Origin of the sequence: Streptomyces varsoviensis (genome assembly GCF_000718635.1) — a bacterium.
In the GTDB taxonomy this organism is placed as follows: Bacteria; Actinomycetota; Actinomycetes; order Streptomycetales; family Streptomycetaceae; genus Streptomyces; species Streptomyces varsoviensis.
This window is the reverse complement of record NZ_JOBF01000006.1, coordinates 85840-101126: the sequence shown is the minus strand read 5'-3', so window position 1 is coordinate 101126 and position 15287 is coordinate 85840. Positions and strand designations below refer to the sequence as shown.

Here is a 15287-nt window from a genome sequence, read left to right as displayed (position 1 = left end):
ATGCGCCCACAGCGCGATCCGCGGCAAACCCTGTTGCCGTTACGGCAAAAGGGGAGCGGATCGTTCCGTGGAATTCCCGCAGGTCCCCGGCCAGGAGGCGGTCCTGTGCGGCGGCCGGCTCCTCCCGGCTGCCGCGCCCGCTCACTGCCTCGGTGTGATCACCACGGCCGTGCCGTACGCGCACACCTCCGTGCCGACATCAGCCGCCTCCGTCACATCGAACCGGAACATCAGCACCGCGTTCGCGCCCCGCGCCTTCGCCTGCTCCACGAGCCGGTCCATGGCCTGGTTGCGGGTCTCCACCAGGGTCTTCGTCAGCCCGCGCAGCTCCCCGCCGACCAGCGACTTGAGGCCCGCGCCGATCTGGCTGCCCAGGTGGCGGGAGCGCACCGTCAGCCCGAAGACCTCCCCGATGACCCGCTCGACGTGGTAGCCGGGGACGTCGTTCGTGGTCACCACCAGTACGTCGGACTTCTGCTGCTGACCGCCGCCGAACTCCTCGATGCCCATCGCATCCACCTCCTGCCGGACATGCTCGCCGCACTGTGCCGTTCCCGCACCCCCGCGTCCGGCCGGGCGCCGGACGGATCAGACGGAAGCGCGCCGGAAGCCGGCCGGTACCAAGCTGGAACCAAGGCGGTCCGATGGGCGTTGATAGCTTTGGGCCGCACACTGCACACCAGTCCATGCCCCCTTCCCCTGTGGCCGGGCCTCGCACGAGCCTGAGCCCTCGACCCAGGAGCCCTTCACCCGTGATGACTCTCGCGCTCGGCCCTCAGTGGCTGGACCCGGACTTTCTGATCGACAAGGTCGGTCTGATCGGCCTCCTGGTCATCGTCTTCGCCGAGTCCGGCCTGCTCATCGGCTTCTTCCTGCCGGGGGACTCGCTGCTGTTCACCGCCGGGCTGCTGGTGACCACGGGCAAGCTGTCCACCCCGCTGTGGGTGGTCTGCCTGCTGGTCGCCATCGCGGCCGTCCTCGGCGACCAGGCCGGCTATCTCTTCGGCCGGAAGGTGGGCCCGGCGCTCTTCAAGCGGCCCGACTCCAAGCTCTTCAAACAGGAGAACGTGGAGAAGGCTCACGAATTCTTCGAGAAGTACGGCCCGAAGTCGCTGGTGCTCGCCCGATTCGTGCCGATCGTCCGGACGTTCACCCCGATCATCGCGGGCGTGAGCCGGATGAACTACCGCTCGTTCATCGTCTTCAACGTCATCGGCGGCACCCTGTGGGGCGTGGGCGTCACGCTGCTCGGCGCCGCGCTCGGCGGCATCGAGATCGTCCACAAGAACATCGAGGCGATGCTCGTCCTCATCGTGCTGATCTCCGTGGTGCCGATCGCGATCGAGTTCCTGCGGGCCCGCTCCAAGGCGAAGAAGGCCGCCGCCGCGGGCGTCGCCGCCTCGACGGCCGCGCCGCGGCCCGGCTTCCCGGACGCCCAGCCGCCGGCCGCCCCGCCGTCCACCCAGCGCGGACGACACGCCAAGCGCTGACGCCGGCCCGGGCGGAAGCCCGTTACGGGCGACGCGCCATGCGCTGACGCCGGCCCGGCCGGAAGCCCGTCCCGGACGACGCGCCACGCGCTGTCGCAGGCCGGCAGGCCATTACGGGCGACACGCCAAGCGCTGACGCCCGACCGGAAGCCGCCGGCCCCGGCCCGTCCCCGCCGCACCGCCTGACATCCCCCGTTTCGTACGCCTCTGTCTCCCCGGACCACGGCCCCGAGTGAGGAAAACAAGCCCGGGATCAGGCATCGTGTCCCTGAAAGCAGTCAGGAGGCGGGCGAGGAGCGAGTGGTGGCGGAACGGCAGCGTGGCGACAGCGGCTCGGAGGCCGAGGCACCCGAGGACCGCAAGCCGCAGTCGGACGAGGCGGGCAGCGCGTTCACGTCGCCGCTCGGCATCCCGATACCGCCGCCGCCCGAGGACGAGCACCCCACCTCCGAGTTCGCCATCCCCAAGGGCCTCGCGGTGGAGTCGGAGCCCGAGCCCGAGGGGTCCGCCTTCGCGCCCCCGGCCGGCACCGCGCCCAGCGCCAGTACGACCCAGGGCACGCTCTTCCCCGCCTTCACCCCGCCGCACGGCATCCCCATGGTCCAACTGACCAAGGAGGTCCCCTGGCAGGACCGGATGCGCACCATGCTGCGGATGCCGGTCAGCGAGCGGCCCGTGCCAGAGCGCGTCGACAAGCAGGACGAGTCCGGGCCCGCCATCCCGCGCGTGCTCGACCTCACCCTGCGCATCGGCGAGATCCTGCTCGCGGGCGGCGAGGGCGCCGAGGACGTGGAAGCGGCCATGTTCGGCGTCGCGCACGCCTACGGGCTCGAACGCATCGAGCCCACCGTCACCTTCACGCTGCTGTCGATCTCGTACCAGCCCTCGCTGGTCGACGACCCGCTGACGGCCAGCCGGACCGTGCGCCGGCGCGGTGTGGACTACACCCGGCTGTCCGCCGTCTACCGCCTCGTCGCGGCCATCACCTCGCGGGGGCTCACCCTGGAGGAGGCGTACCGGGGGCTGGCCGAGATACGCCGCAACCGCCACCCGTACCCCGGCTGGGCGCTCACCATCGCCTCCGGGACGCTCGCGGGAGCGGCGAGCACGCTCGTCGGCGGCAACGTCCTCGTCTTCGTCGCGGCGGCCGTCGGCGCGATGCTCGGTGACCGGCTGGCGTGGCTGGCGTCGGGGCGCGGGCTGCCCGAGTTCTACCAGTTCGTGGTCGCGGCCATGCCGCCCGCCGCGATGGGCATGGCGCTGAGCATCGCGCACGCGAACGTCCAGGCGTCCGCCGTCATCACCGGTGGGCTCTTCGCGCTGATCCCCGGAAGAGCGCTGGTCGCGGGCGTACAGGACGGGCTGACGGGCTATTACATCACCGCTTCCGCCCGCCTCCTGGAGGTCATGTACCTGATCGTCGGCATCGTCATAGGAGTGCTCACCGTGCTCTACTGCGGGCTCCAGTTCAGCCCGCGGCTCAACCCCGAACAGGCGCTGCGCCAGTACGACGCGCCCACGGTGCAGATCCTGGCCTCCATGCTGCTGGCGCTGTCCTTCTGCGTCCTGCTCCAGCAGGAACGCCACACCGTGCTGTTCGCGACCTTCAACGGCGGCATCGCCTGGATCGTCTACGGCTCGCTCGCCAACGTCGCCGACCCGAAGCTCAACCCCGTCGCCGCCACCACCATCGCGGCCGGCGTCGTCGGCCTCTTCGGCCAGTTGCTCTCCCGCTACCGCTACGCGTCCGCGCTCCCGTACGTCACGGCCGCCATCGGCCCGCTGCTGCCCGGTAGCGCCACCTACTTCGGGCTGCTGAACTTCGCCCGGGGCGACCTGGGCCCCGGCGTCGCCTCCCTGATCAAGGCCGCGTCGCTGGCGCTGGCCATCGCCGTCGGCGTGAACCTGGGCAGCGAGGTGGCCCGGCTGTTCCTGCGCGCGCCCGGAGTGGAGGCGGTCGGCGCGGGCCGCCGCGCCGCGAAGCGCACTCGCGGCTTCTGAGCCACTCACGTTTTAAACCCCGACCAGGTGCGTACGGGCGTCCGCGCGCCCGCTCCGGCGTCCGCGCGCCCACTCCGGTTTCCGCGCACCCGCTCCGGCGTCCGCGCGCTCGGCCCCGTGCCCGGGCTCCGGCCGCCGTTCCCGTGCCCCGGCGCGTACGGACGGCCGTACACCGGCGCGTACGGGCGAACGCGCGTACCGCCGAACGCGCGCGGGGCGCGGCGCCCTCCGAAGAGCGCCGCGCCCCGCGCGGATCATGCGAAAAACCGTCGCGGCGACCGGCTCAGTGGTGCGAGAGGAACCGGCTCACCGTGCGACCGTGACCAGATCAGTGGTGCGAGCCGCCCGCGGCCTCAAGGCGCTTGTAGGACGCCTCGATCTCGGCCTCGGCCTCGGAGCGGCCGACCCAGTCGGCGCCCTCGACGGACTTGCCGGGCTCCAGGTCCTTGTAGACCTCGAAGAAGTGCTGGATCTCCAGGCGGTCGAACTCCGAGACGTGGTGGATGTCCCGCAGGTGCTCCACGCGCGGGTCGGACGCCGGGACGCACAGCAGCTTGTCGTCGCCGCCGGCCTCGTCCGTCATCCGGAACATGCCGATGGCGCGGCACTTGATGAGGCAGCCCGGGAACGTCGGCTCGTCGAGGATGACCAGCGCGTCCAGCGGGTCGCCGTCCTCACCGAGCGTGTTCTCCACGAAGCCGTAGTCGGCCGGGTAGCTGGTCGAGGTGAAGAGTCGACGGTCGAGGCGGATGCGACCGGTCTCGTGGTCCACCTCGTACTTGTTCCGCGAACCCTTCGGGATCTCGATGGTGACGTCGAACTCCACGGGTGGCTCCTCCATGATCAACACATACGTCTGGTGATTAAGTGTCCCCCACGCAGGTGTGTGGTGGCGAAAGGGGCTGGTCCGAGGTGGTCGAGGCCAGATCGTGGCAGATCAGGCGGTGGCAGGAGGCCACCAAGGCGCAGCGGGCGACATGGCGGTACACGGCCGCGGCCGCTGTGGTCGGCCTGTTCGCCGCGGGCGGGGCGGTGGCGCTCGCCGGCCCCTGGGACTCCGGGCAGCGCACGGCCGAGCGCGCGCACGCCGCCGCCGGGCCGGCCGCGGGTGGCGAGAATCACTCCGAGCACCCGGCCGGCGCGCCCCCCGTCCTCGCCGCGCTCGGCGGGAACGGCGGCCCCGACGCCGTACCGCCGCCCACCGGCACCGGCCTCGCCGACGCCCTCGAACCGCTGCTCAAGGACGACGCGCTGGGCTCGAAGCCGTCCGCCTCCGTCGTGGACGTGGCCACCGGACGGCAACTGTTCGGTTCCGGCCAGGGCCAGGTGTCCACCCCCGCCTCCACCATCAAGCCCGCCGTCGCCGTCGCCGCCCTCTCCGCGCTCGGCCCCGACCACCGCATCCCCACCACCGTCGTACGCGGCAAGGACGGCATCGTGCTCGTCGGCGGCGGCGACCCCACCCTGACCGCCCGCGCCGTGAAACCCGGGCTCGGCAGCCACACCCCCGCCAGCCTGCGGAAACTGGCCGACGACACGGCCCGCGCGCTCAAGGCCCAGGGCACCCGTGAGGTCCGGCTCGGCTATGACACCTCGCGTTACTCCGGCCCCGGCCGGCACCCCATAGGGCTCAACGAGAACGTCGCCCTCGTCACCCCCCTGATGGCCGACGAGGGCCGGAAGGACGGCTCCGACCACGGCCCCGCCGACCGCGTCGCCGACCCCGCCCGCGCCGCCGCCACCACCTTCGCCTCGATGCTCCGCGACCGCGGCATCGACATCGATGGCGACCCGGCCGCCGCCAAGGCCGACAGCGCGGCGGAACAGGTGGCCGTCGTCCACTCCATGCCGCTGTCCGCCCTGGTCGAGCGGGCCCTGACCAACAGCGACAACGACATCGCCGAGGCGCTCGCCCGGCAGACCGCCCTCGCCGAGGGCCGCCCCGCGAGCTTCGCGGGCGCCGCCGAGGCCGTCACCGCGCGGCTGCGGGCGCTCGGGCTGCCGCTCGACGGCGTCCACATCGCCGACGGCAGCGGTCTCGACCGCGACGACAAGGCCTCCCCGGCGCTCCTCGCCCAGGTGCTCGTACGCGCCGCCGACCCGCGCCGCCCGGAGCTGCGCCCCGTTCTGACCGGCCTGCCCATCGCCGGCTTCAGCGGCACCCTGCGCGACCGCTACGACCGCGACTCGCCCGGCCGGGGCTTCGTACGGGCCAAGACCGGCACCCTGACCGGCGTGAACACGCTCGCCGGTCTGGCCGTGGACGCCGACGGGCGGCTCATGGCCTTCGCCTTCATGACCCGCGGCGCGGCCTCCGGGGACGCCGCCCAGCACTCTCTGGACCGCCTCGCGTCGGCGGTGGCCAACTGCGGCTGCCGATGAGCCGGCGGGCGGGCCGCACGCGCCCGCCCCGGGGGCCGTGCGGTCGAAGGCCCCCATTCGCTGTCCCCCCGCCGGACGGCCACGTACGGTGAAGCCATGACGAGCATCGGTGGTGCGGAGATGGTCGACTGGAATCTCGCGGTGGCGACCGCGACCCGGCTGGTGAGGCCGGGACCCGAGGTGAGCCGCGACGAGGCACGGGCCATCGTCGCGGAGCTGCGCCGGCACGCCAAGTCCTCCGAGGCGCACGTACGGGCCTTCACCCGGATGACCGCGGCGGGCGACGACGGGGGCGACACCCCGGTCCTGGTCGTGGACCGGGCGGGCTGGATCCGGGCGAACGTGGCCGGGTTCCGCGCGGTGCTGCGGCCGCTGCTGGACAAGATGCAGGAGCGGCGCGGCAACGTGCCCGGCGGGGCCGTGCTCGGCGCCGTCGGCGGCAAGGTGACCGGCGTGGAGCTGGGCATGCTGCTGTCCTTCCTCGCCTCCCGGGTGCTCGGCCAGTACGAGACGTTCGCGCCGGCCACCCGCGATCTGCCCGGGTCGCTCACGGGCGGCGGCCGGCTGCTGCTGGTCGCGCCGAACATCGTGCACGTCGAGCGCGAGCTGGACGTGGACCCGCACGACTTCCGGCTCTGGGTCTGCCTGCACGAGGAGACCCACCGCACGCAGTTCACGGCCGTCCCCTGGCTGCGCGACCACATCGAGGGCGAGATCCAGGCGTTCCTCGGCGAGACCGAGGTCGACCCGGCGACGCTCCTGGAACGTTTCCGCGAGGCCGTCCAGTCGCTCACCGGCAACCGTCCCGACGACGGCGCGGAAGGCGGCTCGCGCTCCATCGTGGAGCTGGTCCAGACCCCGGCCCAGCGCGAGATCCTCGCCCGGCTCACCGCGGTGATGTCCCTGCTGGAGGGGCACGCCGACTACGTGATGGACGGGGTCGGACCGGAGGTGGTGCCCTCCGTCGCCGAGATCCGCGAGAAGTTCCAGCGGCGGCGCGCCAGCGGCGCCGGCCGGCTCGACGCGGCGCTGCGCAAGCTGCTGGGCCTCGACGCCAAGCTCCGGCAGTACCGGGACGGGGAGCGGTTCGTACGGGCCGTGGTGGACGAGGTCGGCATGGACGGCTTCAACCGGGTCTGGACCTCCCCGAACACACTCCCGACCAAGGCGGAGATCGCCAAACCGGCGGACTGGGTCGCGAGGGTGCACCGTAGAGCAGAGTCGTGAACCGGAGATGCCTCCCGGCGGAAGAACGCCCCCTGCAATCACCCGTCCGAGGGACCGTGAGCGGTGGGCGGGCGTGCGATGCTCGGAGAGCAGCTCGTCTCTGTCACCATCTACACACTCAGCGTGACTGAGGCTCGAAGCTCATCCGCTCCGAGGCATCTCCAATTGAACGATTGGAAACGGACATGGGTCCCCATCCCGCGGTCGCCGCGATACGCCTGGCGGTCCGCCGCGTACTCCACGACGTCCTCAACGACCTCACGGGTCACACCGCGTCGCCGGCTTCCCCTGCGCCCCGCGCATCCCTGACACCACAGGGCCCCGGCTCCCCGGCCGCCGGCCCCGCGACGACCGGCCCCGCGCCGGCCGCCGGTCCCACGACGGCCGCCGGCCCCGCCACGGCCGACCCCGACCGCCGGCCGCTCGTCCTCGTCGCCTGCTCCGGCGGCGCCGACTCCATGGCACTCGCCTCCGCTCTGGCCTTCGAGGCCCCCAAACTCGGCATCCGGGCCGGCGGCGTCACCGTCGACCACGGCCTCCAGTACGGCTCCGACATCCGCGCCGCCGAAGTCGTCTCCCGCCTCACCGCCATCGGACTCGACCCCGTCGAGTCCGTCACCGTCACCGTCGGCCGGGACGGCGGCCCCGAGGCCGCCGCCCGCGACGCCCGCTACGCCGCGCTGAACGCCGTCGCGGAGCGCCACGGCGCCGCGGCGATCCTGCTCGGCCACACCCGCGACGACCAGGCCGAGACGGTCCTCCTCGGCCTCGCCCGCGGCTCCGGCACCCGCTCGCTGTCCGGCATGGCCGTCGCCTCCGGCGCCGACCGCCGCTACCGCCGCCCCTTCCTGAGCCTGGACCGCCAGACGGCCCGCCGCGCCTGCCTGGCCCAGTCGCTGCCGGTATGGGACGACCCGCAGAACGCCGACCCGGCCTTCACCCGCTCCCGGGTCCGGCACGAGGCGCTGCCCGTCCTGGAGAAGGCGCTCGGCAAGGGCGTCGTCGAGGCGCTGGCCCGTACCGCCCAGCTCTCCCGCGACGACGCGGACGCGCTGGACGACTGGGCCGCCGACGCCGAGAAGGCCGTCCGCACCGACGGCGGCGACCTCGACACCGCCCGGCTCTACTGCCTGCCGCCCGCCGTGCGCCGCCGGGTGCTGCGCCGCGCGGCCATCTCGGCGGGCTCCCCGGCGGGCTCGCTCTTCGCCCGGCACATCGAGGAAGTCGACCGGCTGATCACCGGCTGGCGGGGCCAGGGAGCCATCAACCTCCCCGGCCGCGTCGTCGTCCGGAGGCAGGGTGGCAGACTGGTTATCCGGCAGGGCTGATTCGCGTGTGCGCGAACGGGCCTCGGCAAGCCGGACGAGCCTGAATCGAACGAGAGTGGCGCGGGTGGACGACAAGGACATGGGCACCGACCTCAAGTCGGTGCTCATCACCAAGGAAGAGATCGACGCGAAGCTGGCGGAGCTGGCGGCGAAGATCGACGCGGAGTACGCGGGCAAGGACCTGTTGATCGTCGGCGTCCTCAAGGGCGCCGTCATGGTCATGGCGGACCTGGCGCGTACGCTGTCCTCCCCGGTCACGATGGACTGGATGGCGGTGTCCTCGTACGGCGCGGGCACCCAGTCCTCGGGCGTCGTACGGATCCTCAAGGACCTCGACACCGACATCAAGGGCAAGCACGTACTGATCGTCGAGGACATCATCGACTCCGGCCTGACGCTGTCCTGGCTGCTGTCGAACCTCGGCTCGCGCGAGCCGGCGTCGCTGAACGTCGTCACCCTGCTGCGCAAGCCGGAGGCGGCCAAGGTCGCCATCGACGTGAAGTGGGTGGGATTCGACATCCCCAACGAGTTCGTGGTCGGCTACGGCCTCGACTTCGACGAGAAGTACCGCAACCTGCCGTTCGTCGGCACGCTCGCACCGCACGTATACGGCGGCTGAGCACGCCCCGCCGGTCCGTACCGGCGCGCGGGAACGCATCGCCGCATCCCGCCGTTGGAGCATGGGAAGGCGGGTTTGTTGACTGGCTGAGGCGGCGTCGGGTGACAATGCTGGGGTACCGTCCGAAGGTCAGTCATTTCCAAAGGTCGAGCTTTTTCTAAGGTCGAGCTATCACCGCACGCACTGGCGCCCCCGTGTAGGGGCAGCCGTGCCTCACTGTGGCAGGAGGGACGGGGCGCTCGCGCCCCGTATGGATGGACGTGAAGCGCTACTTCCGTGGGCCGGTCATGTGGATCGTGCTGGCCGTCCTCGCCGTGGTCGTGTTGATGCAGGTCGTCGGCTCGTCCGGCGGCTACAAGTCGGTGGACACCAGCCAGGTCGTGCAGGCGATCGACAAGGACCAGGTGAAATCGGCCGAGCTGACGACCGGTGACGAGAACAAGATCAAGGTCCAGCTCAAGGACGGCCAGAAGGTCAAGGGCAGCGACAAGATCCAGGCGAACTACATCGGCGACCAGGGCGTCGACCTCGCCAAGACGCTGCAGTCCAAGTCCGAGGCGAACAGCATCTCGGACGGCTACAACATCTCGACATCGAAGCAGAACCCGTTCATCGGCGTGCTGCTCTCGCTGCTTCCCTTCGTCCTCATCGTCGTCGTGTTCCTGTTCCTGATGAATCAGATGCAGGGCGGCGGCTCCCGGGTCATGAACTTCGGGAAGTCGAAGGCGAAGCTCATCACCAAGGACACCCCCAAGACGACGTTCTCGGACGTCGCCGGGTCGGACGAGGCGGTCGAGGAGCTCCACGAGATCAAGGAGTTCCTCCAGGAGCCGGCGAAGTTCCAGGCCGTCGGCGCCAAGATCCCCAAGGGTGTGCTGCTCTACGGCCCGCCCGGTACGGGCAAGACCCTGCTCGCGCGCGCCGTCGCGGGCGAGGCGGGCGTCCCCTTCTACTCGATCTCGGGCTCCGACTTCGTGGAGATGTTCGTCGGCGTCGGCGCCTCGCGCGTCCGCGACCTGTTCGAGCAGGCCAAGGCGAACGCCCCCGCCATCGTCTTCGTCGACGAGATCGACGCCGTCGGACGGCACCGCGGCGCGGGCCTCGGCGGCGGCCACGACGAGCGCGAGCAGACCCTGAACCAGCTCCTCGTGGAGATGGACGGCTTCGACGTGAAGGGCGGCGTCATCCTGATCGCCGCCACGAACCGGCCGGACATCCTCGACCCGGCGCTGCTGCGCCCCGGCCGCTTCGACCGGCAGATCGCCGTCGACCGCCCGGACATGCAGGGCCGCGTGGAGATCCTCAAGGTCCACCAGAAGGGCAAGCCGGTCGCCCCGGACGTCGACCTGTCGGCCGTCGCCCGGCGCACCCCCGGCTTCACCGGCGCCGATCTCTCCAACGTGCTGAACGAGGCCGCGCTGCTGACGGCCCGCAGCGACAAGAAGCTGATCGACAACAACTCGCTGGACGAGGCGATCGACCGCGTCGTGGCCGGACCGCAGAAGCGGACCCGGATCATGTCGGACAAGGAAAAGAAGATCACCGCGTACCACGAGGGCGGCCACGCCCTGGTCGCGGCGGCCTCGCCCAACTCCGACCCGGTGCACAAGATCACCATCTTGTCGCGCGGCCGGGCGCTCGGCTACACCATGGTGCTGCCGGAGGAGGACAAGTACTCCACCACGCGCAACGAGATGCTCGACCAGCTCGCGTACATGCTGGGCGGGCGCGCCGCGGAGGAGCTCGTCTTCCACGACCCGACCACGGGCGCCGCGAACGACATCGAGAAGGCCACGGCCACCGCGCGCGCGATGGTCACGCAGTACGGCATGACCGAGCGGCTCGGCGCGATCAAGTTCGGCTCCGACAACTCCGAGCCCTTCCTGGGCCGTGAGATGGGGCACCAGCGCGACTACTCCGAGGAGGTCGCCGCGCTGGTCGACGAGGAAGTCAAGAAGCTGATCGAGACCGCGCACAATGAGGCGTGGGAGATCCTGGTCGAGAACCGCGACGTGCTCGACAACCTGGTTCTGACGCTCCTGGAGAAGGAGACGCTGAACAAGGAGGAGCTGGCCGAGGTCTTCAAGCACGTCGTGAAGCGCCCGAGCCGCCCCGCGTGGACCGGCTCCTCGCGCCGCACCCCCTCGACCCGCCCGCCGGTCCTCTCCCCGAAGGAGCTGGCCCCCTCCAACGGCGCCCAGCCGGTCGAGAACGCCGACCTCCCCACCGAGGACACGCGCCCGGACAACTGACCCGGCCGCCCCACGGGGCCCGGAATGGATGCCGCGTCACCAGGGTTTTAGCCTGGGGGCGCGGCATCCCGCTTGTGTGCCCAGGCTGACGGACAAGGAACGAGGCAGCACTATGACCGACCCGGTGACGTTGGACGGGGAGCGCTCCGTCGGCGAATTCGACGAGAAGCGAGCGGAGAACGCCGTCCGGGAACTGCTCATCGCGGTCGGCGAGGACCCGGACCGGGAAGGGCTGCGGGAGACGCCGGCGCGGGTGGCGCGCTCGTACAAGGAGATATTCGCGGGGCTGCGGCAGGAGCCGCAGGACGTGCTGACGACGACGTTCGATCTCGGGCACGATGAAATGGTGCTGGTGCGGGATATTGAGGTGTTTTCAACCTGTGAGCACCATTTGGTCCCATTCCATGGCGTGGCGCACGTCGGCTACATCCCGGCGACCAGCGGGAAGATCACGGGGCTGTCGAAGCTGGCCCGGCTCGTCGACGTCTTCGCCCGCCGCCCGCAGGTCCAGGAGCGGCTGACCACGCAGATAGCGGACTCGATGATGGAGATCCTGGAGCCGCGCGGCGCGATCGTGGTGATCGAGTGCGAGCACATGTGCATGTCGATGCGGGGAATCCGCAAGCCCGGGGCCAAGACGCTGACCTCCGCGGTGCGGGGCCAGCTCCGCGACCCCGCGACCCGGTCCGAGGCGATGAGCCTCATCATCGGCCGGTGACCAGCCGGACCGATGAGTCTCATCACCGGTCGGTGATCCGCCGGGCCGATGAGCCTTACCACCGGCGGGTGATCCACCACCGCGGCGGATGAGCGCCGCTCAGGCGGTGAGGCGGCTGCCGACCCACTGGAGGACGCCGGGGATCTCGCGGCGCCAGGTGTTGAAGTTGTGGCCGCCGGTGCCCAGGATCATGGACGAGACGCGGGCCGGGGCCTTGACGCCGTCGATGAACTTGAGGGTGTCCTTGTAGTTGTGCTCGCCCTGCTTGCTGCTGGTGACGAGTAGGTTGGCCTTGGGCATGCCCTTGTGCTTGAGGCGCCAGAGCAGGTTGTTCTCGTCGGCGAGCTTCTTGCTGCCGCCGAAGAGGTCGCCGGTGGTGGCGTCGATGGGGGCCTTGTAGTAGCCGGAGAGGGCGGCGCCGGTGCCGTACGCCTCGGGGTGGCGCATGGCGAACTTGAGGGCGCAGTAGCCGCCGGTCGAGTCGCCGATGATGCCCCAGTTCTCGCCCTTCGTACCGATGCGGTACTGGTCGGCGAGGGCCTTGCGGAGATCCTTGGTGAAGAAGGTCTCGGTCTGCGGGCCGTGCGGTATGTCCATGCACTCGGTGTCCCGCGGCGGGGCGACCGTCGGGCGCATCATGACCAGGATCGTGGGCTGCATCTTGCCCTCTTTGGCCAGTTTGTGCGCGGTCTGCGGGTAGTGCAGGCCCTTGATCAGCGCCTCGGCGGTGCCGGGGTAGCCGGTGAGGACGACGGACGCGGGAAACTGGCGCTTGGCGTACTGGGTTTGAAAGTACTCCGGCGGCAAATAGACGAACGCGGGGCTCGCGATCTTCGACTGCACCCCTTGGACGTTGACCTTCTCTATGCGGCCGGCCACGCGCGGTACGGAGCCACGGGGCACGCTCACCTGCTGAGTACCGACGACCTGCACGGTCTTGCCGCTCGCCTTGTTGTCGTGGTCGACGACCACGCCCGGCTCCTGCTCCTGGCCGAAGAGGTCGGCCCAGGAGGCGTAGAAGCCGAAGGAGTAGTTGGCGAAGAGTCCGAGCGCGGCGATCATCGTGATCTGGGTGGCCAGCAGCATGCCGATGCGCGCGAGAACGGAGGGCACGCTCCGCTTCGACAGACGCGGCCACAGCCATATCGTCAGGGCGAAGAGCACTACTGCCGCTATCACGGCCAGCAGCAGAACTTTCTTGCTGGTGAGACCCATCGAGGTGCTTTCTGCCGGGCGCACCGGTCACCCGGGTGCGGAATGGTTACTTCTCCTCCGGGGCCCGTTCACGGCTGGAACCTCGGCCCCGAAACCGACGTCCTACAGAGCGCAAAAAGTCCGGGCGCTGCGGCCGTACAGGCGCAGATCCTCTCGACAGGGCGACGGGAAGAGATGTCTGTCAGGGTAGATGGCAAAAAGTCCAGCGAGGTTCCGTCGGAGCCCCAGCGGCTCACGGGACTGAAGAGGCTGGTGAGGGGGCCGAGCCCGGAGCGCGTACCGACGGTCGTCGGCACCATAGCCGCCCTCATCGGACTGCTGGACGTCGCCGCGGGGGTCTTCCCCCGCTTCCGGCACAGCCGGATGCACGCGCTCGCCGAGGTGCTGCCGGGCGCGGTGAACCAGCTCGCCGCCGCCGCGTCGATCGTCGTCGGCGTGGTGCTGCTGATGCTGGCGCACGGCCTGAAGCGATCCAAGCGGCGGGTCTGGATCGCCGCCGTGGTGCTGCTGCCCATCGGCGCCGCGGCGCAGGTGATCTACCGCCACTCGGGGATCGGCGCCGTCCTCTCGCTGCTGCTCTTCGCCTACCTCGTACGCCACCGCGGCTCCTTCGAGGCGCTGCCCGACCCGCGCAGCCGCTGGAAGGCGCTGGCCAACTTCGTCATCGTCGGCGGCGTCAGCCTGGTCCTCGGCTTCGTGATCGTCGGCTCGCACCCCGACCACGTCGTCGGCCGGCCCTCGCTGACCGCGCAGCTCGAACACGTGCTGTGGGGGCTGTGCGGGTTCGAGGGGCCGATCCACTACAGCGGCGGCGTCGACTACACCGTGGGCTACTCGCTGGGCGCGCTCGGTCTGCTCACCGCCGCCACCACCGCCTACCTGGCCTTCCGCCCGGAGCGCCCGACCGCCCACCTCACCGAGGAGGACGAGGACCGGCTGCGCGAGCTGCTCGCCAAGCACGGCGCCCGCGACTCCCTCGGCCACTTCGCGCTGCGTCGCGACAAGAGCGTCGTCTTCTCGCCCACCGGCAAGGCCGCCGTCTCCTACCGCGTGGTCTCCGGCGTGATGCTCGCCAGCGGCGACCCGATCGGCGACGTCGAGGCGTGGCCCGGCGCCATCGAGCAGTTCATGGAGCTGGCCAGGCGCCATTCCTGGACGCCCGCGGTCGCCGGCTGCAGCGAGACCGGCGGCGAGGTCTGGACCCGTGAGACGGGCCTGGACGCCCTGGAGATGGGCGACGAAGCGATCGTCGACGTGGCGGATTTCACACTTACCGGCCGTTCCATGCGCAACGTGCGCCAGATGGTCAAGCGCATCGAGCGCAACGGCTACACCACCAAGGTGCGCCGGGTCGCGGACCTGTCCGCCGAGGAGCTGGCGACCGTGCAGCGCGCGGCCGACGCGTGGCGCGACACCGAGACCGAGCGCGGCTTCTCCATGGCGCTGGGCCGCCTCGGCGACCCCAAGGACCTCGACGCGATCATCGCCACCGCTCACAAGGCCCCCGAGGAGGGCGAGGAGCCGGGCCCGCACGGGGACCTCAAGGCCATGCAGCACTTCGTGCCGTGGGGCCCGGACGGCATGTCCCTGGAGCTGATGCGCCGCGACCGCGGTGCGGACCCGGGCATGAACGAGCTGCTCATCGTGGCCTCCCTGCAGGCCGCGCCCGAGCTGAAGATCGAGCGGGTGTCGCTGAACTTCGCGTTCTTCCGCGCCGCCCTGGAGCGCGGCGGGAAGCTGGGCGCGGGGCCGGTGGCGCGGGTGCAGCGCGGGGTCCTGGTGTTCCTCTCGCGCTGGTTCCAGATCGAGTCGCTGTACAAGTTCAACGAGAAGTTCCGGCCGCGCTGGGAGCCGCGCTTCGTGGTCTTCCCGAACAACCGGGACCTGCCGCGCATCGGCTTCGCGATGATGCAGGCGGAGGGGTTCGTGACGCTGGCGCTGCCGCGGCCCTGGCGGCGCGGGAGCGCGGCGGCGGCGAAGGAGCAGCCGTGTCAGCACGGCCTGGAGGCCGTCGGGGGCCCCGCGGAGGCCCATCGCGCGGCGTGAGGCCGTGCC

The 15287-nt window shown here is 71.0% G+C and carries 12 protein-coding genes; 9 read left to right on the top strand and 3 right to left on the bottom strand.

Going from position 1 to position 15287, the window contains the following annotated elements:
* Positions 1 to 141: 141 nt before the first annotated feature.
* Complete coding sequence (locus IF55_RS11655; protein WP_030880537.1) at positions 142 to 510, bottom strand: YbjQ family protein; 369 nt, start codon at positions 508 to 510, stop codon at positions 142 to 144.
* Between the two features lie 242 nt (positions 511 to 752).
* Here IF55_RS11655 and IF55_RS11650 point away from each other — a divergent pair, with 242 nt between their 5' ends.
* Both IF55_RS11650 and IF55_RS11645 read left to right on the top strand, forming a co-directional pair.
* Positions 753 to 1490, top strand: coding sequence for a DedA family protein (locus IF55_RS11650; RefSeq protein ID WP_030880534.1), 738 nt, complete (start codon positions 753 to 755; stop codon positions 1488 to 1490).
* A 303-nt stretch (positions 1491 to 1793) separates the two neighbouring features.
* Positions 1794 to 3491, top strand: a complete 1698-nt coding sequence (locus IF55_RS11645) for a threonine/serine exporter family protein (protein ID WP_398243640.1) — start codon at positions 1794 to 1796, stop codon at positions 3489 to 3491.
* Positions 3492 to 3819: 328 nt separating this feature from the next.
* Here the strand turns inward: IF55_RS11645 and IF55_RS11640 are convergent, their stop codons facing one another.
* Positions 3820 to 4317 (bottom strand): inorganic diphosphatase, encoded by a 498-nt coding sequence (locus IF55_RS11640; RefSeq protein WP_030880529.1) that lies wholly within the window; start codon positions 4315 to 4317, stop codon positions 3820 to 3822.
* Between the two features lie 86 nt (positions 4318 to 4403).
* Between IF55_RS11640 and dacB the strand changes: the two genes are divergently transcribed.
* From dacB to folE, 6 genes are all read left to right on the top strand, one after another.
* Complete coding sequence (gene dacB / locus IF55_RS11635) at positions 4404 to 5873, top strand: D-alanyl-D-alanine carboxypeptidase/D-alanyl-D-alanine endopeptidase (protein WP_048831874.1); 1470 nt, start codon at positions 4404 to 4406, stop codon at positions 5871 to 5873.
* A gap of 96 nt (positions 5874 to 5969) precedes the next feature.
* Complete coding sequence (locus IF55_RS11630) at positions 5970 to 7100, top strand: zinc-dependent metalloprotease (RefSeq protein WP_030880523.1); 1131 nt, start codon at positions 5970 to 5972, stop codon at positions 7098 to 7100.
* 185 nt (positions 7101 to 7285) lie between these two features.
* Complete coding sequence (gene tilS / locus IF55_RS11625) at positions 7286 to 8428, top strand: tRNA lysidine(34) synthetase TilS (RefSeq protein ID WP_030880521.1); 1143 nt, start codon at positions 7286 to 7288, stop codon at positions 8426 to 8428.
* 79 nt (positions 8429 to 8507) lie between these two features.
* On the top strand, positions 8508 to 9047 hold the full coding sequence (hpt, locus tag IF55_RS11620; RefSeq protein WP_030880520.1) for a hypoxanthine phosphoribosyltransferase: 540 nt from the start codon (positions 8508 to 8510) through the stop codon (positions 9045 to 9047).
* Positions 9048 to 9301: 254 nt separating this feature from the next.
* Complete coding sequence (gene ftsH, locus IF55_RS11615; RefSeq protein WP_030880519.1) at positions 9302 to 11299, top strand: ATP-dependent zinc metalloprotease FtsH; 1998 nt, start codon at positions 9302 to 9304, stop codon at positions 11297 to 11299.
* A gap of 112 nt (positions 11300 to 11411) precedes the next feature.
* Positions 11412 to 12017, top strand: a complete 606-nt coding sequence (gene folE / locus IF55_RS11610; RefSeq protein ID WP_030880518.1) for a GTP cyclohydrolase I FolE — start codon at positions 11412 to 11414, stop codon at positions 12015 to 12017.
* Positions 12018 to 12116: 99 nt separating this feature from the next.
* Here the strand turns inward: folE and IF55_RS11605 are convergent, their stop codons facing one another.
* Positions 12117 to 13232, bottom strand: a complete 1116-nt coding sequence (locus IF55_RS11605; protein WP_030880517.1) for an alpha/beta hydrolase — start codon at positions 13230 to 13232, stop codon at positions 12117 to 12119.
* A 174-nt stretch (positions 13233 to 13406) separates the two neighbouring features.
* Here IF55_RS11605 and IF55_RS11600 point away from each other — a divergent pair, with 174 nt between their 5' ends.
* On the top strand, positions 13407 to 15278 hold the full coding sequence (locus IF55_RS11600; protein ID WP_030880515.1) for a phosphatidylglycerol lysyltransferase domain-containing protein: 1872 nt from the start codon (positions 13407 to 13409) through the stop codon (positions 15276 to 15278).
* The last annotated feature ends 9 nt before the right edge of the window (positions 15279 to 15287 follow it).